This is a genomic window from Streptomyces sp. NPDC043427 (genome assembly GCF_056436655.1).
In genome coordinates this window covers 631,719-652,820 of record NZ_JBWKCC010000001.1, presented here as the reverse complement: position 1 = coordinate 652,820, position 21,102 = coordinate 631,719, and the positions used below count along the sequence as shown (strand labels likewise).

Genomic DNA, 21,102 nt, shown 5'->3' with positions numbered 1-21,102 from the left:
CAGGTCCTCCCGAGTGCGCAGGCCGTGGGGGCCGCCCGGTGGCGGGCCTCCCTCGCATGGTGCGGGGCATGGTGCGGGGGCCGCCTTCTGGAGGGGGCCGGGCGGGGCGCCGCTGAATGGGGGGTTTTGCAGCCAGGACAGGCCCTGGGGCCTGTCTGACAGACCCCGGGCGGCGGAAGCGTGCTCAGAGGGTGCGGGCCGCTTCCAGTACGGGGGCGAGGGAGGGGACGGTGATCTCGCAGCCCGCCTCGCGCAGGCGCTGCTCGGCCGTGGGGTTGCGGGCGAGGCCGACGAAGCGGAGGCCGACCTGCTGGGCGGCGGTGAGTTCGGCGACCGTCGAGCCGATCACGACGCCCGTGGGGGCGGGCGTGCCGGGGGAGCTGAGGGCCCGCAGGAGGCAGTCGGGATGAGGCATGAGCAGGCCCAGGTCCTCGCCGCGGCCGTGGACGCCGGCGAGGGGGAGGCCGTAGGGCTGCAGATAGCGGTGTACGGCCTGCGGGCAGACGTCCGTGACGACGTGGACGGGGCGGCCCGAATCGTGCAGGGCGCGCACGAGCGGCACGGAATTGTGCGTGGTCGGCGCGTCGGGGACGGCCGCCACCTCCAGCTCGTCGAGGCGCCGGCGCAGCAGGGGTCCGAGCCTGTCCTGGGCGAAGGCGCGCAGGAGGTCCAGCGGGTGCGCGAACACTTCACGACCCGCCGCGTTCACACGAGGCAGGGGGCGGCCCGAGAGCGCGTCCTCAGGGTCGCGGTGCTCGGCGACGACGGCGAGCAGGTCGAGCACGGCGTCGCGTGCGGTCTGCGACGAGTACAGGCGGGTCAGGGGACCGTCGAAGCCCAGCAGCACCGTCTCGGCGTCGGCGATTACCCCGGACAACGGACGGGACGGCGGCGCCGTGCGCCGCGGCTCCGGCAACGGCGCGCCCTCCGGCGCCAGGTGCACCGCGCACGCCACCGTCAGCCCAGGCACCGGCCATCGGCGCAGCCCCGAGTTCACCGCCCGCTGGGCCGCGCCCGCCCGGCGCAGGGGGTGCCGGCGGGTGATGCGGGGCGCCGACTCCAGCACGTGCTCCAGCAGCCGCTCCGACACACCCGTGACCTCCGCGCGCACGAACGCGACCGGATCGTCCACGTGCCACGACAGCTCCACCGCGGCGGCGAACGCGCCCTTGCCCGAGCTCGGAAGGGAGATGCGGTAGTGGGCCTGGTGCGTGGTGAGGTCCACCTCGTAGTACGTCGTCACCCGCGGGGGGCGCGTGCCGTGCGGGCGGGCCGGGTTGAGCAGCGTGAGCGGGCCGTCGGGCTGCGTGTGCACGATGGCCGTGCGGCCGGGGGCGGGGATGCCGAGCTGACGCAGGTCGTGCGTGATGAAGGGGCCCTTCACGAGGTCCCGTTCCCCGGTGTCGGGCTGTGCCTGTGCGCGGGGCGGGGTGAGGGGGCAGTACCAGGCGATGGGTGGGGTGCCGGGGTCGCTGCCCCGGTAGAGGGGCTGGAAACGCCGGGGGCCCTGGGCGGCGGAGCTGTCGGCGAACTGCTCGTACAGGGACGGAGGGACGACGACCAGGAGGTCGGCCGGGGGGATGGAGCCGAGTGGGGCCTGGGGGACGTCGGCGAGCTGGTCCGAGAACGTCACCCGCAGGTTCGGCGGGTCCGTGAGCCCCGAGAGGGCCTCCGGGAGGCCGCGCAGGACCGCGACGAGCACGGGCAGGACGTAGGTGCCAGGTTCGGTGACGACTTCGTAGCCGTCCTGGCGGACACGCACCTCGTACTGCTGGGGGAGGAGGGCGCCGCGGGACAGCATCTGGTGCACCGCGTACTCGAGCGTGATGCGGGCCTCGGGGCGGCCGGTCAGGTCGTCGGCCTCGAAGAGGATCGTGGGGCGGGCGTTGTCGGGGTGGCCGACCAGCCCCTCCGACTTGCCCCCGCCGAGCCGCCGTACCGTCTCCTCGCTAACCGTGGCGAACGCCGAGCCCGCGCTGTCCGAGGAGTCGCCGTCGCCGCCCCTCTCCGCCCGGAACTCACCCGCCGCGAGCCCCGCCCGGTCGTCGATCAGCGCGCCCACCTCCGCCAGGAACTCGCGGGTGCGGCCACGGGCCGAGCGGGGGAGGGAGCGCAGCAGCAGGTCGCGTACGCCGGGGCGGAAGGCGTACGAGCCCGGCGGGCCCGGCGTGGTCGTCAGCATGCCGCTGAGGATCACCTCGGCGAGATGCTGCGGGCGCGGTTCGCGGTCCACCGCGCGCTGGACGAGCCGCATCACCGGCACGGAGGGCACGGCGAGCGCGAGGTGCCCGGCGAGGCGGAACGCCTCCGGCGACGCGGTCGCCCGGAAGCGCAGGACCAGGTCCTCCGGGGTGGAGGAGGTGACGGCGGGGGCCGGTTCGGCGGGCGGGGCCGGGGACGCGGGCAGCCACGCCACCGCACCCGGCATACGACGGCCGCCCGGATCGGCCAGCAGCGCCGCCCAGTTGGCGAGCCACGGCGCGCCCGGCTCCAGGACGGGGAGGGGAACGGCGTACGGGGGCGGCGGCGGGGTGTCGGGGTCGTACGGGGTGAAGGCCAGCGTGGACGAGGGCGCCGCCGCGGCCGGTGACGTGAGCAGGCCCGGCTCGGCGGGCAGGGCCGTCGAGGGCCACAGGTGTTCCGGCAGCGGCTGCAGCGCGGCCACCGGCATACGGTGCGCCCAGCGGCGCAGGGTGGCGTACCAGCGCTCGCCCGCCGGGCCGGGGCGCCACTGCGGGCCCATGCAGTCGCTGACGAGGAGGGTGACGGTACGGCCGTCGTCGGGGGCGGGGACGTGACGGGCCCGGCCGTCGGGGCCCGCCGGATGCAGGGTGACGGTGCGAAAGATGCCCGACTGGGCGAGGACCGTGTGCAGTTCGCGCACCAGGGGGCGCCAGACCGGCATGGTGGGGCCCGTGTCGTGCACCAGGTTGAGGTGCAGCCAGCGGTCGGGGGCGGGACGCAGGACGGGCAGCCAGACGTCGGGGTGGGCACCGAGGCGCGCGATGCGGTCGACGGTCGCCCGCTCGTCCAGAACCCGAGCCCGCGGCGCGGGCACCTTCCGCTTCAGCGGCCGCAACGCCCGCTGCAACGCCAGGGGGTGGGTCAGCATCGGCGGCGCGGGGGCGAGCAGCGCCGGCCCACCCCTGTCGCCCTCCGACGGGTGTGCGGGGGTGGGCAGATGGAGCGGGACGCGACCGTCGGGGTGCGGGGCGGGGTCTTGCGCGGGGGGTTCGGAGCGCGGCGCTGCGGCGGCGGGCGTGTCGCCACTGACCGGAGCCGCCACGGTGCCGGGTTCACCGTCTCGGTCATCGACCACCGGCACCTCGGCGGAGGGTTCTCGCTCGCCCAACTGCCCTGCCAGCCACAGCAGTTCCGCGATCTCCAGCGGAGTCGGCCCACCCGACGACCCCGCCTCACGCCCCGCGGCCGCGGCGAGCACCGACACCAACCGCGCGACGGGGGAGGCGGCAGCGGCTCTGTGCTCCTCGCTCCCCTCCTCAGAAGCCATCGCCGTCCGCCGTCGTGTTCAGGTACGGCATCAGTTGTTCGGCGAGTTCGTCGTGGGAGGCGGTGTCGAGGCCGGCGATGCCGGTGAGGTAGATGGCGTTGAGGAGTTGGTCGGTGGCCAGTTCGCCCGTGCCGGCGCGTTCGAGGAAGCGGGTGATGAGGTGGTCGGCGCTGCCCCCGGGGGTGCCGAGGTGGGCGCGGACGATCTCGGTGAGCTGGTCGCGGTCGGGGCGGCGCAGCCGGAGGCGGACGCACCGGCGCAGGAAGGCGGGCGGGAACTCGCGTTCGCCGTTGCTGGTGAGGACGACGAAGGGGAAGGCACGGCAGCGGACCCGGCCACGGGCGATGGGCACAGGGGTGTCGGTGCCGTCGGCCAGGACCTCGGCCCTGCCACCGTTGTCGGAGGCGTGGCGGGCGGCGCGGACCAGCTCCGGGATCTCGTACTGGCCCTCCTCCAGCACGTTCAGCAGGTCGTTGGGCAGGTCGAGGTCGCTCTTGTCGATCTCGTCGACGAGGAGGGCGCGGGGCCGGTCGTAGGGGAGCAGGGCCGTGCCGAGGGGGCCGAGGCGCAGGTGGTCCTCGACGCCTTCCGTGGTCGTGAGCTGTCCGTCGCGCCGGGCCGCCGCCTGCCGGGCCGCGTAGAGGCGGGACAGCGGGTCGTACTGGTAGAGGCCGTCGGCGAGGGTGCTGCGGCTGGTGATGTTCCAGCGCAGGACCGGGCCGAGGCGCAGCTCGCGCGCCACGGCGTACGCCAGCGACGACTTGCCGGTGCCGGGCGGGCCGGTGACCAGGAGCGGTCGGCGCAGGGTGAGCGCGGCGTTGACGAGCTGGACGCTCTCCGGGGTGGCGACGTATGTCCTGGCGCGGTGCACCCGGTCGGGGGAGATCGCCGTCTCGTCGTCGGTGTCGCGGGGCGGAGGCAGGACGGGCGCGCCGTCGAAGGCGCGCCACGGGGGTGGGGCGGGCAGCCGTTCGATGCCGTCGTGCGGCTCGCTCTTCCCGGTGTAGACGGACCAGTGGTGCATGGGGTGGTCTCCGGTCTCCGTTCTGCGCGTCTGTGCGGTATTTGCGGCGTCTGCGGCGTCTGTACGGCGTCTTCGCGGGCGCGTGGCGTCAGGCCACGGGCGACTGGACATGGGCGGCCGCGGTGGCGTGCGGGTCGGTGAAGACGCGTGGGTCGTCCCACAACAGCTGGATGTCCCGGGCCCAGTGGCCGTCCTCCGCGTCGGCCTCCTCACGCAACGCGAGGACATGCCGGGGGAGTTCGGCGGGCGGCACCCGGGAGACGCAGGCGTCCAGCTCGTCCAGGAAGGCCTTGCCGGTGCAGCCGTCGGCGCCCCCGCAGTCCCCCTCGCCGGCGACGCAGCCGCTGCGCGACCAGACGATCACCGGCGCCGGCGCGGTGAGCGAGGTGTCGAAATGGGGGCGGGTGCGCCCCGCCGCCGGGGCGGTGCCGAAGCCCGCGAGACAGGCGTCGGGCTTGCGCAGCCGCACCCGCAGCCGGCCGGGCTCCTCGGGGCTGCCGCAGTCGACACGCTGCAGCCGGGCGCCGGGGAAGGAGTCGAGCCGGTTCCAGGCGCGGGTCAGGACGTGCCGCGTGCTGGCCTTGCGGCGGGCGTGGTCGGTGACGACGAGCGGGTACACGCAGCCGAGCGGGGTGTCGTCGTCGGGGGAGCTCTCCCACCGGTCGACGGGCCAGTCCAGCCAGTCGCGGGGCAGTGCGAACGCGATCAACTCGTCCGCGCCGGGCGTCAGGTAGCGGAACGCGGCCTCGATACGGTCCTGGACGTACGCGCGCAACCGCCCCTGCGGGACGGTGTCCGAGTCGACCGGGTGTCTGCGCCCCTGGCTGTACGCCGACACCTCGACGCGGACCAGGCCGTCGCCCGCGCCGCTGTGCTTGAGCTCGACCAGGATGGGCGCCCACTCCGGTGCGGGCGTCTCCGGCTCACGGGTCTGCAGCAGCGCCTCCAGCCGGTCGGTGAGCCGGGCCAGCGTCTCCCCGGCGCCCGGCCCGTCGAGTTCGCACAGCACGAACAGGGCCGCCGACCACAGGGAGTCGAACCCCTCCTCGGGCGGGTCGGGATCGAACGGTCCGGCGGCGGCCGTGTAGAGCCGTACCGGATCACAGTCCACGCCCGCCCGGACCGCCCGCTCGACCAGCGCGCGCAGCCGGGCACGGTCGGCGGTGCGGTGGTCGGACGTGGGGACCAGGCCCTTGAGGTCGGGCCAGTACTGGGCCATGACCTGTGTGGGCATCATCCGCCCGTTGCGCACTCCCCGGGCGCCGGCCGCCGCCGTGACCATGCCGACGACCTCGCCGGTGTCGACCAGGGTGACCGCCGCGCCGCTGAACCCGGGGGCGAGCGGCTGCCCGTCCGGCTGCCACGCTTCCAGCTGGAGCCACTCGCGGCTGATCAACTGCGGTGCGGTGATGCGGTACTCGGCGAGGGTGCCCTCGTCGAAGCCGGCCGGGAACCCGTACACGACCAGCTTGCGGGGTGTCGTGCCGTGCGCGCCGTCCACGGGGGCCAGCGCGGCCGGGGCGATCGCGACCTCCCGCTCCAGCTCCAGGACGGCCACGTCACCGAGGTCGGTGGCGCCGCCGCCCCAACCGCCGTCCGCCACCACGCGGGCGGGTACGGCGGGCAGGCCCGGGCGCTCCGTGAAGGTCACCGTCAGCCCGTCCCCCGCGCCGTCCCGCACCACGTGGGCGCAGGTCAGCACCTTGCTCGGGGTCACCAGGAAGCCTGCCCCGGCCACCTTGCCCCCGCATTCGATCCGGGCGTGCCACTCGGCGCTGTTCATGTGGACGGGCCGGCCTCCGGGGTGGACGGGGACTGCGGGGCGGGCGGCGTCGGCGGACTGGACGGCATCGGCGGCGCGGACGGCGCCGGCGGGGCGGGCCGGGGCTGCGGGGCGGACGGGGACCAGGACAGCCGCACGACGAGATGGCCCTCCGCCGTGCCCTTGGCGATGATCGCGCCCGTCTCCGCGGCCAGCTTCACCCCGAACTCGATCTCGACGCCGTCGGGCCGCAGGGAACCGTCCCTGAAGACTCGCAGCGCCGACTCGGCCGCGGCGCGCACCCCGTCGAGTGCGCCTTCGAAGGTGCGGGCCGCCTGGACCGTACCGTCACCGCGGGCCACCAACCGGGAGCCGTACTGCTCCTCGACGGCCTCGACGGCGATGACGGCACCGTCACCCGTCTTGAACTCGACCACGCCTTCCATGCGTCCCCCGTCGTGCGACCGCGTTGTGCGCTTTCATTGTTACGGAAGGTACTTGAGGTTGTCCCCGTTTCCCCAGCCCGTAACCGGCCTCGTCGACCCTTACTCGCCCTAGGACGCGATCCCGCGCACCACGCCGAGCTCCACCAAGTCCTGGGGCCGCAGCCGGAGTTGATCGGCCGTCGGCTCGACCTCGTCCGGGGTGCGCTTCAGGATCGCGGCCGCGAGCTCCGGGGCGATCACCGAAAAGTAACTGTCCGGCGTGGCCCACGTGTTGCCGGGCGCCGCCAACGCCAGCGCGCCACCGGAACCGCCCTCCCCGATCACCAGCGTGGTGACCGGCGTCCGCGCGGCGGCCACCGCACCGAACAGGTCCGCGATCGCCGCACCGGCCCCCTGCCGCTCCGCCTCCGCGTCGTTGGCCGCACCCGGCGTGTCCACCAACGTCAGCACCGGGATGCCGAGCCGGTCCGCGAGCCGGATCAGCCGGGAGGCTGTGCGATAGCCCGCCGGGCGGGTCGCCGCCCCGGTCTGCGCCGCATAGGCGACCGTCCGCCCCGCGTGCTCCCCGAAACCACACAGCATGCCTTCGGGGTCACTGCCCCCGCATCGGTCGCCGGAGAGGGCGACGCGGTGAGTGAAGTAGGCGTCCAAGTAGCGCTCGGCGCGGGGGCGTCGAGGGTGCCGGGCACGCTGGACGGCGCCCCAGCCGGAGAGGGGCAGGTCGGCGGCGCCGAGGGCCGGGGGGACCGGCGCGGGGGTGATGGACTGCGGGGCCCCGGGCAGGTCGGCGGCGCCGAGGGCCGGGGGGACCGGCGCGGGGGTGATGGACTGCGGGGCCCGCGCCGGCGACCCCGGCGCCAGGAGCCGTAGCCAACCCCCCAGCTCCTTCCGCAGCTCCCCCGGGGGGATCACCGCGTCCGCCGAGCCCGCCGCCACCTGGGCCTCCGCCGTGTACGCGGTCGGGTCGGCGTTCGGTGGGCGTACGCGGGAGCCGGCGAAGCCGACCTGGACGCCGGGGAGGGCGAGGGTCACGTCGGCGCCCGCGCCCAGGGTGGCCCAGCCGCCGCCTGTCGTGGGGTCGCGCAGGACGGCGATCTGGGGCAGCCCGGCCTCCCGGGTGAGTGCCGACTGCCGGGCCACACGCTGGAGTTGGGTGAGGGCGAGCATGCCCTCCTGCATCCGGCTGCCGCCCGTGGCCACCAGCGGGACGACCGGCAGCCGGTGGGCGCGGGCGTGGGTGTACGCCGCCTCCAGCCGGTCACCGGTGCGTTGGCCCAGCGAGCCGCCCAGGAAGCCGAACTCGAACGCGATCAGCACGGCCCGCGTGCCTTCGACACTCGCGGTGCCGCAGACGACGGACTCCTCCTCACCGGTGCGCTCGGCGGCGCGGGCGCGCGAGGCGTCGTAGCCCTGCCAGCCGAGCGGACCGTCGGGCCCGGAGAGCCGCTCGGGGTACGGGAGTTCCTCGAACCGGTCGGTGACGAGGGCGATGGCGTCGCGTGCGGTGAGGCGGACGCTCATGACGTCAGCGCCCGCTTCATGATCTTCCCCATGTCGTTGCGCGGCAGGACGTCGAGGTACCGCACCACGCGCGGCCGCTTGTGCGGCGCGAGCCGGCTCGCCACATGGTCGGCCAACTCCTCGGCCCCGGGCGGCGCCTGAGGATCCGTCGGGACGATCCAGGCGACGATCCGCTCACCCAGATCGGCGTCCGGCTCCCCGGTGACGGCGGCCTCGCGCACCCCTGGGTGTTCGAGGAGCGCGTTCTCGATCTCCCCGGCCCCGATCTTGTAACCGCCGCTCTTGATCAGGTCGGTGGCCTTCCGGCCGACGATCCGGACGTAGCCGTCGGGATCGCGCACCGCCATGTCACCGGTGCGGAACCAGCCGTCCGCCGTGAAGGCCTCGGCCGTGGCGTCGGGCCGGTTGAGGTACTCGGTGAACAGGTTGGGCCCCCGCACCTGGATCTCGCCCACCGTCTCACCGTCGTACGACGCCACCGCCGAGCCGTCCTCCTCCACCAGCCGCAGCTCCACGCCCGGCAACGGCACTCCGACCGTGCCCGCCCGGGCCTCCCCGTCGGCGCGCACGCTGGTGTTCATCAGCGTCTCCGTCATGCCGTACCGCTCGATCACCCGCCGCCCGGTCGCGGCCGCGATCCGCTCGTGGTCGTGCACCGGCAGCGCGGCGGAGCCGGAGACCAGCAGCCGGGCCCCGGAGAGCGCCTTGACCAGTTCGGGCTCGGCGGACAGGGACTCGGCGACGCGGTGGTACATCGTCGGCACGCCGAACAGCATGGTCGCGCCGGCGTTCAGCTCACGGGCCACGCCCTCGGTCGTGAACCGGCCCAGGTGCCGCACGGATCCGCCGCGCCGCAGCGGGCCCAGGATGCCGAGCACCAGCCCGTGCACATGGAACAGCGGCAGCCCGTGCACCAGTACGTCGTCGCCGGTCCACTGCCAGGCGTCGGCGAGCGCGTCCAGCGTCGTGGCGATCGCCCGCCGGGGGATGACGGCACCCTTGGGCGGGCCGGTCGTACCGGAGGTGTAGACGACCAGGGCGGGATCCTCGTCGCCGGCCGACGGCTCGGGAGCCGGGCTCCCGGTGCCGTGCACCTCGACATCGACGCGGGTCAAGTCCCGTAGGGGCGACGGGAGTTCCACGCCGGGCTCGGCCAGCACCACGTCCGGTGCGCTGTCCGACAGGATGTGTCCGAGCTCCTTCTCCCCGGACTTCGGGTTGAGCGGCACGGCGGCCACACCGGCCTCGAGCGCCGCCATCACCGCGACGGCGGTCTCCAGGGTCGGCGTCGCCCAGACGGCGACCCGCCCGCCGCCCGCGATCCGGCCCGCGAGGGCACCGGCCGCGGCGGCCAGTTCCGCGTACGTCAGGGACCGGGCACCGAACCGCAGGGCGACCCGCCCCGCCGGACCGCCCGTGAGGGCCGGGAAAAGAGAGGACACGCGTCATGCTCCTTGACTGTCGAACCGTCGCTGCCTGTTGCCGTCCCGCCGGTACTACCCGAAGCCGGCTCCTACCCGAATCCGGGTACGGCCATCACCAGCCACACCATCGCGACCACGATCCCTCCGTAGACCATCAGCTGCGTCAGCGACCCGGGACTAAAGTCCCGGGCTTGCAAAACGGGCGCCACTGGTTGTGGTGCTGCGTTTGCGTCCTGTCCCACGCCCCGGTTCGGGAAGCGGGTCTGGGGCGGTTGACTGCGCCCCGCGTCGCCACAACTCCCGCGCTCTGGCGCGGATGTTGCGGGAGCTGTTCCGGTCCGCGTGCGCAACGACGCCGCAGTTCATGCACGCGAACCAGGCCTGGGAGACCCGGTTCGCTTTGTCGATGTGGCCGCACTCGGCGCAGGTGCGCGAGGTGTACGCCGGATCGACGTGCACCACCGGCACCCCCGCCTTGCGGGCCTTGTACGCGATGAACGATCCCAGCTGGGCGAAGGACCAGCTGGAGTGGGTGGCCCGTTGGGGCTTTCGAAGCCGTACCCGTTCGCGGATGCCCGTCAGATCTTCCAGGGCGATTCCGCGACCGGTGCGTTCTGCCTCGGCCACCACATGCTTCGCGATCTTGTGGTTGATGTCCTTCGCCCGCCGCGCCTCCTTACGCCGACGCTTATTCAGCCGACGCTTCGCGGACGGGGTGCTCTTCTTCTGCAACTTGGTGCGGAGCGCGCGCTCCCGGGTGCGGATGCGGTTGAGGTCTCGTCCGGCCATGATCTCGCCGTCACTGGTGGTGGCGCTGTTCACGATGCCCAGGTCGATGCCGAGGAAGTCCACCGGATCACTGTTCAGTGGCGCTTCGGGAACGTCGCAGGTGGCCTGCAGAAACCACATGCCGTCCCGCCACAGCAGGTCGGACTCGCCCCTGCGGTACCGAGCGAGGGTGGCCAGTTGCTCCGGTGAGGCGGTGAACGCCACGTGCTTCATCCGCCCGGCAGTCGTCCAGATCGAGATCCGGCGCCGGTCGATCTGCCAGGACAGCATCCGGTCGTCGTAGGGCTGCGCGCCCTCCGGACGGAAGACGACCGGCTTCTCCACCGCCCTGCGGTAGCGCTTCGAGCCCAGCCTGCCCAGGTTCCCGGCCCTCAGGTTGGCTTTCAGCGGGGCGTACGCGTCGCAGGTCTTCTTGATCACGTGCTGGGCAGCCTGCGCCCCCAGCCCCCACCGTGCCTTGATCTCACCGTACGTGTGCTCGCGCAGCGCGAAGTTCCGCTTCACATCGTTCTCGAAGGCCACGCCGCTGGCCCAAGTCGCCGCTTCAATGCAGGCGCGCAGGGTCGCCTCCAGCGCCGCCGCCTGCCCGGGCGTCGGCAGCAGTCTGACCTGCACCACCAGCTTCACGATCACCAAAGCTACACACGCGTACGATTGCCAACTGTACGTTCACCATGCTTCACCCAACCGAGTGAAGGCCGGGGCGGTCCCGGAACCGGGGCCATCACTCACGGGGCCGTCCTCGACGCCATCTCCGAGAGCCGGCCCACCCAGGCGGCCACCGCAATGCGCCGCCCCGTCCGCACCGTCGCGAAGGTACGCCTGCTGGACTGGGAGCCGGAGGAGGAGCGGTAGCGGACGGTCGTACGCCCCCTGGGAGGGGAGAGGTCAGGCGGCGCCGGTCACGCCCGGGGCCACGAAACGCCGGTGGAGCGGCAGGAACTTGGACTCCGGGTCGCCGGGCACGCCGATCTCCTTGACAGCCGGGGCGATCCGCTCGGTGAAGAACCGCTCGAAGTCCGCCTCGGAGTCCCACACGTCGGTCACGTGCAGGGCCCCCTCTTCGAACCAGGCTGTGTGCAGCACGACACCGGGCGGGACCTGCTCCTCCCAGCCCGCCGCGTCCCGTACTGCGTCGTACTGCTCGGGTGTCATTCCGGCCCAGCGCAAGGACAACACAACAGCCATCGGAATCCCTCCTCGGTTCGGTGCTCCCGCTCAGTAGACCGGCCGCCGGCGGTCACGGCCCGCCGTCGTACGCCGTTCGAGTCAGCTGTCCGTCCCTCGGCCCGCGGTGCGCACGACGTCCGCCACGACACAGCTGACGTTGTCCGGCCCGCCGGCGTCGTTCGCGGCGCTGATCAGGGACCGTACGGCCCGGTCCGGGTCCGGGGTCGCCGTGAGGAGGTCGCGGACGCGGTCGTCGGGGACGACGGTGGACAGGCCGTCGGAGCACAGGAGGTACCGGTCGCCGGGGCGGGCGTCGTGCAGGCGCAGGTCGGGACCGGCGGGGGCGCCGCCCGTCAGCGCCTTCAGCAGCAGGGCGGGCTGGGGGTGGCTCATGGCCTCCTCCGGTGTCAGCCGGCCCTCGTCGAGCAGCGACTGGACCACCGTGTGGTCGTGGGTGATCCGGAAGAGCTCGCCGTCGCGCAGCACATACGCGCGCGAGTCGCCGATGTGCACCAGGGCCAGCTGGGAGCCCGTCCACAGCAGCGCGGTCAGCGTGGTGCCGCTCTCGTCGGTGCCCTCCGCGATGTCGTGAACCGCCTCGGTCGCGCCCCGCACGGCGTCCTCCAGCAGATTGAGCACGCTGCCCGCCGCGACCTCCTCGGTCTCCAGGGACTTCAGCGCCTCGACGGCGGCGCTGCTCGCGGGCCCGCCCGCCGCGCCGAAGCCGTCCGCGACGGCGAGCAGCCGGGTGCCCGCGTACGCCGTGTCCTGGTTGGCGGGTCGCACCCGGCCCCGGTCGGAGTGGGCGGAGTAACGGAGTTCCAGCATGGTGGTGTCCTTCCTCGGTGTGGCCGTCAGATGGTCGACGAGGAACGCGGCGAGGTCCCGCCGTACCGCCGTCTCCGTCTCGACCCGCGCCCAGTAGGCACGGATCTCGCGGGCGGCGGCCGCCGGTTCACGGGCGTGCAGGGCGCACACCTCGCGGATCCGGGCCAGCGGCATGCCGAGCCTCCGCAGCCAGGCCACCAGCCGGGCCCGCTCCAGCTGCTCGGGCGCGTAGTAGCGGTATCCGGTGTCCGGATCGACCCGGGCGGGCGGCAGCAGCCCCAGCTCGTCGTAGAGCCGTAGCGCCTTGGGCGACAGCCGGCATGCCTTCGCGAAGGCCCCGATGGTCAGCACGTCCCCACCCTCCCGGGGCGTGTCCACGCCCCCTTCCGGTTCCGCCACCGATGGTGTGGCTTCACCGAGGGGGAAGGTCAACGAGGTGTCCCGGTTGCGGGAGGCCTTGTTAGCCTGCGGGTCGATCAGCCGTTCGTACGAGAGGCCCGCCGTGCCCCGCATCGCACTCGTCACCTGCCGCCCCGGTCCCGAGATCAGCGTCGACCGGGACCTTCCGGTGCTGGTGCGGGCGCTGGAGGAGGCCGGAGCCGAGGCGGCCGCCGTGTTCTGGGACGACCCGGACGCCGACTGGGCCTCCTTCGACCTCGCCCTGATCCGCTCGACCTGGGACTACAGCTGGCGGGCGGCGGAGTTCACGGCCTGGGCGGAGAAGACCGGTGCGGCGACCCGGCTCGCGAACCCGGCCGACGTCATCCGCTGGAACACCGACAAGCGCTACCTCGGCGACCTCGCGGAGGCCGGCGTGCCCACCGTCCCCACCCGCTACCTCGCCCCCAGCGAGGCGGCCGGCCTCCCCGACGACCACGAGTACGTGATCAAGCCGACGTCCGGCGCGGGCGCGCGCTTCGCCGCCCGCTACACCCCCGACGAGCACGACACGGCCGTACGACATCTCGCCCGCATGCACGCCGAGGGCTTCACCGCGATGATCCAGCCGTACGTGCGCACCATCGACGTCAGCGGCGAACGGGCCGTCCAGTTCTTCGGCGGCAGCCTCCTGCACGCCAGCCGCAAGGGCGCGGTGCTGTCGCCCGGCACCCCCTACGACGAGCGCAAGGTCGCCCACCCCGGCCTCGAACCCTGGCAGCCCACCCCCGCCGAACTCTCCGTCGCCGAGCAGGCCCTGTCCGCGATACCCGGCGCCCCGGACCTCCTCTACGCCCGCGTCGACCTCGTGGACGGGGAGGACGGCGAGCCGCGGGTGATGGAGCTGGAGCTGGTGGAGCCGAATCTGTTCCTCTCCCTGCACACCGGGTCGGTGCCGGGCGTGGCCGACGCGATCCTGGCCGCCGCTAGCCGCTAGCTGTATTGATCACGAGCGTTGTTGACGCTAGCCGCTGACCGCCGTCCGCTGGAGCAGCCCGTACGTGAACTCGGCGGCCACCTCGTGGCGTACGCCCTGCGTGTCCGGGGCGGTGAAGGCGAGGCCCCAGCGGGTGGGGGCGAAGGCGCGGGCCGCCTCGTCGACCGTGCAGGACCACGGAGTGAGGTCGTCGAGGGTCTTCAGGACCGGCGGTTCGGCTCCGGGGGCGCGGACCAGCCACTCGTTCCAGACCGTGCCGTTGGGGGCGAGGAGGATCTCGAAGCGGAGGTCGGGCCAGAGGGGGAGCGGCCAGAGCCGGGCCTCGCAGTCGAGGTCGCCGATCCGGCGGGCGGTCGTGGACTCGGGGGCACCCAGGACCGAGCGGTAGCGAGAGGCGGCGGAACGGGACCGCGGGGAGCGGACCATCGCCTGCCAGCGCTTGTTCGCCTCGCGCATCTCGGCGATCGAGACGCCCAGCTCATGACGGGCGTCCTCCACCAGGCCGGAGTTGTGGTCGGCCATGCGGCGCAGCAGGACGAGCTGGAAGTCGAGCGGGGTGAACTGCATGGCACCCATCGTCGCCCACTCCTTCACGACCATTGCTCGTTCCACCCACTATGACTAGCCTGTGTTCGTCATGTCGATCGCCAGTTGAAATCTCGAACGCTTCGAGCGTCGCAACCAACAAGGGAGGGGGCCAGTCGTGGGACGCCTCGTACCAGCCGTGACCCGGGCTCTCGACATTCTCGAGCTCTTCCTCGACGGGGACGGGACGCTCTCCGCCCCCGACATCGTGCGCAAGCTCCAGCTGCCGCGCACCACCGTGCACGAGCTGGTCACCACGCTCGCCGCCCGGTCGTACATCGTCCCCGTGCAGGGCCAGCCCGGACGCTACCGGCTCGGGGTACGCCCCTACCAGCTCGGCAGCCGCTATTCCGAGCAGCTCGACCTCGCCGCCGAGGGCATGCAGGTCGCCCGTTCCGTCGCCGAGACCTGCGACGAGACCGTGCACGTGGCGATCCTGGAGGGCACGGACGTCATCTACATCGCCAAGGTCGACTCCACCCACGCGGTCCGCATGGTGTCCGCCGCCGGCCGGCGCCTCCCGGCGCACTGCACCTCCGTCGGCAAGATGCTGCTGGCCTCCCTTCCCGAGCCGGAGCTCGCCACGCGGGTCCCGGCCGACGCCGATCTGGTCGGCATGACCCCCAACAGCATCACCGACCCGGCCGTCCTGCGCGAGGCCCTGGCGGAGATCCGGCAGCGGGGCATCGCCGTGGAGCGCCGTGAGTCCAACCCGGACGTCTCCTGCGTGGCCGCCCCGGTCCGCGACCGCACCGGGCAGGTGGTCGCCGCCCTCTCCATCTCCATCCCCATGATCCGCTGGAGCGACGACCGCCGGGGCGAGCTGGAGCAGCTCGCCGCCAAGGGTGCCGCCGAGCTGTCCGAACGCCTTGGCTACCGGAGCGTGGCATGACCCACAACACGTACGAGGTGGCCGTCCGGGCGGAGGCGACGCTCGGCGAGGGCCCCACGTGGGACGCGGCGGCCGGCCGCCTCATATGGATCGACATCCTCGGCTCCCGCGTCCACACCTACGACCCCGCCACCGGCCGGCGCACGGTTCGTACGACCGAGCAGCACGTCGGCGCCGTCAAGCCCCGCACGGGCGGCGGGCTCGTCCTCAACCTGCGCGACGGCGTCGGCCTCCTCGACCCCGACGACACCTTCCGCTGGCTCCACCACGAGCCCGTTCCCGGCCGCCGCGCCAACGACGCCGCCGTCGCCCCCGACGGCTCCCTCTGGGCCGGCACCATGCGCTACGACGAGGCACCGGGCGGTGGCGCGCTCTCCCGCGTCACCGGTGACGGTGTCGTCGAGGTGATCCTCGACGACGTGGCGGTCAGCAACGGCACCGGCTGGAGCCCCGACGGGCGCCTGATGTACTACATCGACTCACCGACCCGCCGCGTCGACGTCTTCGACTTCACCGACGGGCGCGCGGTGAACCGGCGCCCGCTCGTCGAGATCGAGGAGGGCGCGGGTTTCCCCGACGGCCTCACGGTCGACGCGGACGGCTGTGTGTGGGTGGCGCTGTGGGAGGGTGGCGCGGTTCGCCGGTACACCCCGGCGGGGGCGCTGGACCGGGTGATCGAGCTGCCGGCTCCTCGGGTGACGGCCTGTGCGTTCGGCGGCTCCGACCTGACCGACCTGTACATCACGACGGCTCGGGTGGGCCTGGACTCGCCGCCACCGCTGTCGGGGTCGTTGGTGGTGGTACCCGGCGTGGGCAAGGGGCTGCCGCAGCGGGCCTTCGAGGGCTAGGGCCTCTCGTTCGGATCAGGCCGGGCTCGCGGGCCCCGGCACCGCGCCTCGCCGCGTTGTCGTCGGTCGGCAGGGCTCCGCCCTGCCGCCCTCCTCCGCCTTGCGATGCACGGCACCGGACCCCGCTTCCTGATCCGGCCTGATCCAAACGAAAGACCCTGGGGCGTCGAACGTCCCGCCCGCCCTGCGACGCCCGGCACGCGCGCTCGCCGCGTTGTCGGGATCGCCCACGTACGCCCAGTACGCGGGCGGCCCTCCGCGTTGCGATCGCACGCACCGGACGCCGCAGGGCGTCGGGCGGACGACGGGACCTTCGCAACACGCCCTGGCCTGCGGGCAGTCGTGCCGCTGGGGCGATGGGGGAGCGTGGGTGCAGGCGGCACCCGCCAGCGGGGGCGAGCGGTCCCGCCCGTCCCGGCCCCAGCACCGCCCAGCGCGTCAGACCGACGTACGGTCAAGTCCTCGGAGGATCTCCCGCTCCCCGTGGGACAACGGGGGGTCGGCCAACGAAGGCAACAACGGCCCGTTCAGCACGGCCAGCAGCGTCCCGGGACGCAACAACCGCCCCACCCCCGAGTTCAGGCTGGTGACGTCCCAGAGCGCGGCGGCCGCCTCGTAGGACCCGGTCGACGCCCGCGTCAGCCGTCGCGAGTACCGCGTCACCAGCCGGTCCGCGGCGCTCGGCCGCCCACCCCGGGTCTGCGGGTACCAGACGTCCTGCCCCACGGCCATCGCCCAGGCCGTCTCGACGGGCCGCGCCACCCCTCGCTGGACCCGCCGCGCCAGCCCGGCCGACCCCAGCCCACTCTGCCGTACCTCGTCACCCAGCACCCGCGCCCCCAGCGCGGCCACGGCCATCCCCTGCCCGTACGCCGGGTTGAACGTGGCCACGGCGTCGCCGAGCACCACGAGCCCCTCCGGCCACTCCCGGACCTTCTCCAGGTACCGCCGGACATTGCTCGTACTGCGACTGAGGTGCACGTCGGTCAGCGGCTCCGCACCGGAGACGAGTCGCCCCACGATGGGATCCGGGAGGTCGAGGGCGTATCGAAGGAACCCGTCCGGGTCGGTGGGCGGCTCCCCGCCGCGCGTGCCGGCGAGGCTCACCATCCACCGCCCGCCCTCGATCGGCAGGACCATGCCACTGCGCCCGGGGAGCCCCGCGTACGGGTCGGCCTGAATCACCGTCAGAGGAAACCGCTCGGCCCCGTCGGGCACCCGGTACACGCGGGTGGCGTTGACGAGCCCGGAGTCCACCGTGCGTTCACGGATGCCGGTCACCCCGAGGCTCTCCAGCCAGTGCGTCACGCGAGTGCCGCGCCCACTGGCGTCGACGACGAGGTCCGCCTCGAGCTCCGCCTCCCCGTCGGCACTTGAGACACGCACCCCGTCAACACGCCGGGCCGTGCCCGTGAGTTCGACGACCCGGGCCTTGCGGACCTCGACCTTCGTGTTCGCCAGCACCGCGGCCCGCACCGCCCAGTCCAGCAACGCCCGGCTGCACGCGAGCATGCGGGGCCCCTCGTGCCGCCACCGCCGGTACCAGCCCTCGGGCGTCAGTCCCACCATGCCCGACCCGAGCGATATCTCGTGCGCGCCCGCGGCGAGCAGATGCCGGCGCATGCTCACGCCCGGCACCAGGTCCTCCATGGCGGCCAGGCCCCCGGCCATCAGCAGGTGGGCGTGGCGCCCTTGCGGGAGCCCCTTGCGGTGGTCGGGTCCGTCGGGCAGGTCGTCGCGGTCCAGGACGATCACGTCGTCCACGGTGGGCGACAGCGCGGCCGCGGCCAGCATGCCGGCCAGGCCGGCACCGATGACGACAGCTCTCCGCGTCATGGGGCTCCTCGTGTTCAGCCAGGGGTGGCATTCACAGTACCTTCACGCACGGCGCCTCCGCGGGCCGACCGGGTGAGCGCCTGCGCCAACTCCACCAAACCGCCGGTGCCGGAGACTTCGGTGGCGTAGAGGCGGTACGTGCTGGGCGTGGCCTGCGGTTCCCGCCGGTCGGCGGCGCGGCGTGCGGCCTCGGCCACCATGGCGGCCTCGGCGGCGACCCGGGCGTCGTGCGCCGGTCGGCCCTCGCGCAGGGCGGCGTCCAGGGCCTGTTCGCGGACGCGGTCGTCGAAGTACGGGGCGAGCGCCAACAGAGCGTCGTGGATGGATACTTCACGCCAGCGCAGGCGCGCCTGCGGAAGCTGCCACCAGGCGCTCGGCGGCTTCGGCGCGGTGGAGGCGAATCGCACCCGCGACCACAGCGGGCCCAGCCTGCGGTGGTCGTCGAGGCTGTGCCACTGGGCCTGGGCGGCGGGCAGCAGCCGGGGCAGGACGAACCCGGCGGAGAACACCAGCGCGCCGAGCGAGGCCATGGGCGGGGCGACGTCGGTGGACAGGAAGTCGAGGTCGTGGCCGGACCAACGGGCAAGGACGGCCGTGTACTTGGTGAGCTGGAAGCCCACCACGTCCAGCAGCGCCCCGGCCAGGATCAGCCGCAGCCCGGTCCGCAGCAGGCCGGTGACCTCACGGGCCCACTTCACGCACACCACGCACATCGCCAGCATGGCCGCGCTGTGCCCCAGCAGGTAGAGCACGACCATCTCGCGCATGTACGGCGTGTTCGCGTAGAACGTGTCGAGGTCCGAGAGCCGCTCCACGTCCGCGTCCGCCAGGGTGAACAGCACGACGATGGCGACGATCAGCGCGGCGTACGCGGCGACGGCCCGCAGCACCAGGCTCCGGATGCGCTCGGGGGAGCCGCCCCGCCAGTGGATCAGCAGGATGAGCAGGGAGCAGCTGTACGCGGAGAGCATCCCGTAGGTGAGCGGCGCGCCGAAGTTGGGGATGCCGGTGAGGTCGTTGACGGCGGCCAGGGTGAGCGGGGCCGAGCAGACGAAGACGACGGCTCCGAGGGTGATCGCCACGCAGGTGGACACGGTCAGCGGGCTCGGGGCGGCGGTGCGGGGTGTGTTGCGGAACAGCACGGCACAGGCGAGCGCGGAGGCTGCGGCCGCCAGATACACGACGAGACTCATGCCCGGGGACTCCGTTCAGACGATCGTGCGGCAGTGGGGGAGGGGGTGCCGCTGACGGGCTCACGCCATGCCCGTCGTGGTGGTGCCGGCGTGGGGGTGGGGGTGGTGCCGTGGGCGCCGGACCGACGCCGTGGCCGCCGAGGTCGTACGACGTGGGGGACTGCGGGTGTCGGGCTCACGCCGTGCCCGTCGTGGCGTTGCCGGTGTGGGCGCGGGCGGCCGCGACGAGGGGGGAGGCGGTCAGCGCGTCGGCGATGTGCACGAGGGTGGCCGGACCGGGGGCCCCGTCCTGGAAGCGGTCGGCCTCCTCGGGCGGGGCCACGGGTCTCTCCCGGTGGCGTTCCTCCACGACGGCGGCGGCGACGACCGCGGCCCACGCGGTGGCCTCGGCCCGCTCCAGGTCACCGGTCGCCTGCGCCTCGGCCTCCAGTGTCCGTTCGTACAGGGCCCGGTCGAAGAACGCGTCCAGGCAGCTCAGCGCGTTGTGGATGCTGGTCTGCCGCCACACCAGGCGGGTGGTGGGGGAGGCCAGGCGCGGCCGGGGCAGGCGCAGCGCCCGGCGGGTCAGGAGTTCGTCCAGTTCCCGCTCCAGCGGTTCGAGGCGTACGTAGTCCCGTCGCGCCCGCCGCCGCTCCGTCAGCTGCGGCCCGGCCAGCGGGATCAGGATGCCCCCGACCGTCATGAGGGCGCCGAGTCCCGCGGCGGCGGGCGAGACCGTCGTACCGAGCCCCGACCAGTCCCGTCCGCACCACTGGGCGGCCACGGCGGCCAGCTTGCCCACGCTGTATCCGGCGTTGCACAGCGTCCCGATGCCCAGGGTGATCAGGCCCGCGCGCAGCCAGCCGTCGACCTCGCGGGCCCAGCACAGCGACGACACGGTGGTGACGCTGACGGCGGCGAGGTGTCCGGCCAGGTACAGCACGATCATCTCGGCGATGTACGGAGTCGTCGCGTAGTAGGTGTCGAGGTCGGTGCGGCGTTCCACGGGCGCGTCGCCCAGCGCGAACGTCGTGGCGATGCCCAGCAGGACGAACGCGTACGCCACGATCCAGCGCCGGGTGGTGCGGTGCACGCGGGGTCCGCCGCGCCAGTAGACGATGAGGATCTGCGAGGCGGCGCTGTAGGCGGTGATCGACGCGTACGTCAGCGGCGCGGCCAGGTTGGGGATGCCGCTGAAGTGGTTGACGGCGGCGACCGTCGGCTCGGCGCCGAGGAAGAAGCAGACGCCGGCGAGGCCCAGCACGGCGCAGATCGCCCGCAGGTAGGGGTCGCGCCGGTGCCGTAGGAGATCGGGGGCCTTGACCACCAGGCCGAGCCACAGCACACCGCAGCTGATGTAGTTGATCAGGCCGTTCATCTTCGTGTCCCGCGGTAGTCGAGGGCGGCTCCGATGCGCCCGGCGAGGTCCTGGGCGCCGTCGCCCGGGGTGGGGTCCGCTTCCAGCCAGGGACGCAGCCGCCCGCTCATGAGCATGCCGAACCGGTCGGCCTCCTGCTCGTCGGCGAGGCTGAAGTCGGTGCGCGCGGCGACGGGTACGGGGCGGCCTTCGGCGGCCGCCACGGTGGGGGTGTCCGCATCCTGTTGGTGCATGTGCCACACCTCGTGGCAGAAGATCACGATCTGGTGCCACACGGCGGCCCGCCGGTCGACGACGACGATGTCCTGCGTGTCGCCCTCCAGCCAGAGCCCGCTCGCGGTGTGCGGCGGGAAGACCTCCCGGCGCACGACGACCTCGCGGCCCCGCCACCGGCTGACGGAGTCGACGAGCGCGTCGAACAGCGCCTCGGGATCCGCGGGCACCGAGACCCGCATGGGTCCGATGAGCACGCCGGCGAGCCGGCGCATCTCCTTCTTCCTGCGTACCGTTGCGATGTTCCAGGCCATGCGTTGCCTCAGTT

The 21,102-nt window shown here is 73.5% G+C and carries 17 protein-coding genes and 1 pseudogene; 4 read left to right on the top strand and 14 right to left on the bottom strand.

What is annotated here, in order from left to right:
• Positions 1-184: 184 nt before the first annotated feature.
• The 7 genes from AC067M_RS03025 to AC067M_RS02995 form a co-directional block, all read right to left on the bottom strand.
• Positions 185-3,511, bottom strand: coding sequence for an SAV_2336 N-terminal domain-related protein (locus AC067M_RS03025; protein WP_478695196.1), 3,327 nt, complete (start codon positions 3,509-3,511; stop codon positions 185-187).
• On the bottom strand, positions 3,501-4,535 hold the full coding sequence (locus AC067M_RS03020) for an AAA family ATPase (protein WP_478695195.1): 1,035 nt from the start codon (positions 4,533-4,535) through the stop codon (positions 3,501-3,503). The genes AC067M_RS03025 and AC067M_RS03020 overlap by 11 nt, the downstream gene beginning before the upstream one ends.
• 88 nt (positions 4,536-4,623) lie before the next feature.
• Entirely contained in the window at positions 4,624-6,318 is a 1,695-nt protein-coding gene (locus AC067M_RS03015; protein WP_478695194.1) for a VMAP-C domain-containing protein, read from the bottom strand.
• Entirely contained in the window at positions 6,315-6,743 is a 429-nt protein-coding gene (locus AC067M_RS03010; RefSeq protein ID WP_478695193.1) for a CU044_2847 family protein, read from the bottom strand. Before AC067M_RS03010 ends, AC067M_RS03015 begins: the two co-directional genes overlap by 4 nt.
• Positions 6,744-6,851: 108 nt before the next feature.
• Entirely contained in the window at positions 6,852-8,264 is a 1,413-nt protein-coding gene (locus AC067M_RS03005) for a carboxyl transferase domain-containing protein (protein WP_478695192.1), read from the bottom strand.
• Positions 8,261-9,706 (bottom strand): acyl-CoA synthetase, encoded by a 1,446-nt coding sequence (locus AC067M_RS03000; RefSeq protein WP_478695191.1) that lies wholly within the window; start codon positions 9,704-9,706, stop codon positions 8,261-8,263. Before AC067M_RS03000 ends, AC067M_RS03005 begins: the two co-directional genes overlap by 4 nt.
• A 159-nt stretch (positions 9,707-9,865) precedes the next feature.
• Positions 9,866-11,104, bottom strand: coding sequence for an RNA-guided endonuclease InsQ/TnpB family protein (locus AC067M_RS02995; RefSeq protein WP_478695190.1), 1,239 nt, complete (start codon positions 11,102-11,104; stop codon positions 9,866-9,868).
• Between the two features lie 102 nt (positions 11,105-11,206).
• Between AC067M_RS02995 and AC067M_RS02990 the strand changes: the two are divergent.
• Positions 11,207-11,332: pseudogene (locus AC067M_RS02990) on the top strand (GntR family transcriptional regulator); the annotation flags it as partial.
• Positions 11,333-11,365: 33 nt separating this feature from the next.
• Here AC067M_RS02990 and AC067M_RS02985 read toward each other — a convergent pair.
• Entirely contained in the window at positions 11,366-11,665 is a 300-nt protein-coding gene (locus tag AC067M_RS02985; protein ID WP_478695189.1) for a hypothetical protein, read from the bottom strand.
• An 81-nt stretch (positions 11,666-11,746) separates the two neighbouring features.
• Positions 11,747-12,988, bottom strand: coding sequence for a MerR family transcriptional regulator (locus tag AC067M_RS02980; protein ID WP_478695188.1), 1,242 nt, complete (start codon positions 12,986-12,988; stop codon positions 11,747-11,749).
• Here AC067M_RS02980 and AC067M_RS02975 point away from each other — a divergent pair.
• Positions 12,978-13,850 carry an ATP-grasp domain-containing protein gene (locus AC067M_RS02975; protein WP_478695187.1) on the top strand — a complete coding sequence of 291 codons (873 nt, stop codon included), beginning with the start codon at positions 12,978-12,980 and terminating at the stop codon, positions 13,848-13,850. The two genes, AC067M_RS02980 and AC067M_RS02975, sit on opposite strands and share 11 nt — an antisense overlap.
• Positions 13,851-13,877: 27 nt before the next feature.
• Here AC067M_RS02975 and AC067M_RS02970 read toward each other — a convergent pair whose 3' ends face one another.
• Entirely contained in the window at positions 13,878-14,426 is a 549-nt protein-coding gene (locus tag AC067M_RS02970) for a hypothetical protein (RefSeq protein ID WP_478695186.1), read from the bottom strand.
• Positions 14,427-14,553: 127 nt separating this feature from the next.
• Between AC067M_RS02970 and AC067M_RS02965 the strand changes: the two genes are divergently transcribed.
• Both AC067M_RS02965 and AC067M_RS02960 read left to right on the top strand, forming a co-directional pair.
• On the top strand, positions 14,554-15,327 hold the full coding sequence (locus AC067M_RS02965; RefSeq protein WP_478695185.1) for an IclR family transcriptional regulator: 774 nt from the start codon (positions 14,554-14,556) through the stop codon (positions 15,325-15,327).
• Positions 15,324-16,175, top strand: coding sequence for an SMP-30/gluconolactonase/LRE family protein (locus tag AC067M_RS02960; RefSeq protein WP_478695184.1), 852 nt, complete (start codon positions 15,324-15,326; stop codon positions 16,173-16,175). Before AC067M_RS02965 ends, AC067M_RS02960 begins: the two co-directional genes overlap by 4 nt.
• Before the next feature lie 438 nt (positions 16,176-16,613).
• Here the strand turns inward: AC067M_RS02960 and AC067M_RS02955 are convergent, their stop codons facing one another.
• The 4 genes from AC067M_RS02955 to AC067M_RS02940 all read right to left on the bottom strand — a co-directional run bounded on the left by AC067M_RS02955 (position 16,614) and on the right by AC067M_RS02940 (position 21,088).
• Positions 16,614-18,011, bottom strand: a complete 1,398-nt coding sequence (locus tag AC067M_RS02955; RefSeq protein ID WP_478695183.1) for an FAD-dependent monooxygenase — start codon at positions 18,009-18,011, stop codon at positions 16,614-16,616.
• A 14-nt stretch (positions 18,012-18,025) separates the two neighbouring features.
• Entirely contained in the window at positions 18,026-19,204 is a 1,179-nt protein-coding gene (locus AC067M_RS02950; RefSeq protein WP_478695182.1) for an MAB_1171c family putative transporter, read from the bottom strand.
• A gap of 175 nt (positions 19,205-19,379) precedes the next feature.
• Positions 19,380-20,561, bottom strand: coding sequence for an MAB_1171c family putative transporter (locus AC067M_RS02945; protein ID WP_478695181.1), 1,182 nt, complete (start codon positions 20,559-20,561; stop codon positions 19,380-19,382).
• Complete coding sequence (locus AC067M_RS02940) at positions 20,558-21,088, bottom strand: toxin (protein WP_478695180.1); 531 nt, start codon at positions 21,086-21,088, stop codon at positions 20,558-20,560. The genes AC067M_RS02945 and AC067M_RS02940 overlap by 4 nt, the downstream gene beginning before the upstream one ends.
• Between the last annotated feature and the right edge of the window lie 14 nt (positions 21,089-21,102).

Excerpts from the sequence above, each read along its gene's own strand:
- AC067M_RS02955 (WP_478695183.1), bottom strand. The coding sequence starts at position 18,011 with ATGACGCGGAGAGCTGTCGTCATCGGTGCCGGCCTGGCCGGCATGCTG.
- AC067M_RS03005 (WP_478695192.1), bottom strand. The coding sequence starts at position 8,264 with ATGAGCGTCCGCCTCACCGCACGCGACGCCATCGCCCTCGTCACCGAC.
- AC067M_RS02985 (WP_478695189.1), bottom strand. The coding sequence starts at position 11,665 with ATGGCTGTTGTGTTGTCCTTGCGCTGGGCCGGAATGACACCCGAGCAG.
- AC067M_RS03025 (WP_478695196.1), bottom strand. The coding sequence starts at position 3,511 with ATGGCTTCTGAGGAGGGGAGCGAGGAGCACAGAGCCGCTGCCGCCTCC.
- AC067M_RS03015 (WP_478695194.1), bottom strand. The coding sequence starts at position 6,318 with ATGAACAGCGCCGAGTGGCACGCCCGGATCGAATGCGGGGGCAAGGTG.
- AC067M_RS02970 (WP_478695186.1), bottom strand. The coding sequence starts at position 14,426 with ATGGGTGCCATGCAGTTCACCCCGCTCGACTTCCAGCTCGTCCTGCTG.
- AC067M_RS02945 (WP_478695181.1), bottom strand. The coding sequence starts at position 20,561 with ATGAACGGCCTGATCAACTACATCAGCTGCGGTGTGCTGTGGCTCGGC.
- AC067M_RS02960 (WP_478695184.1), top strand. The coding sequence starts at position 15,324 with ATGACCCACAACACGTACGAGGTGGCCGTCCGGGCGGAGGCGACGCTC.
- AC067M_RS03020 (WP_478695195.1), bottom strand. The coding sequence starts at position 4,535 with ATGCACCACTGGTCCGTCTACACCGGGAAGAGCGAGCCGCACGACGGC.
- AC067M_RS03010 (WP_478695193.1), bottom strand. The coding sequence starts at position 6,743 with ATGGAAGGCGTGGTCGAGTTCAAGACGGGTGACGGTGCCGTCATCGCC.
- AC067M_RS02940 (WP_478695180.1), bottom strand. The coding sequence starts at position 21,088 with ATGGCCTGGAACATCGCAACGGTACGCAGGAAGAAGGAGATGCGCCGG.
- AC067M_RS02950 (WP_478695182.1), bottom strand. The coding sequence starts at position 19,204 with ATGAGTCTCGTCGTGTATCTGGCGGCCGCAGCCTCCGCGCTCGCCTGT.
- AC067M_RS02980 (WP_478695188.1), bottom strand. The coding sequence starts at position 12,988 with ATGCGGGGCACGGCGGGCCTCTCGTACGAACGGCTGATCGACCCGCAG.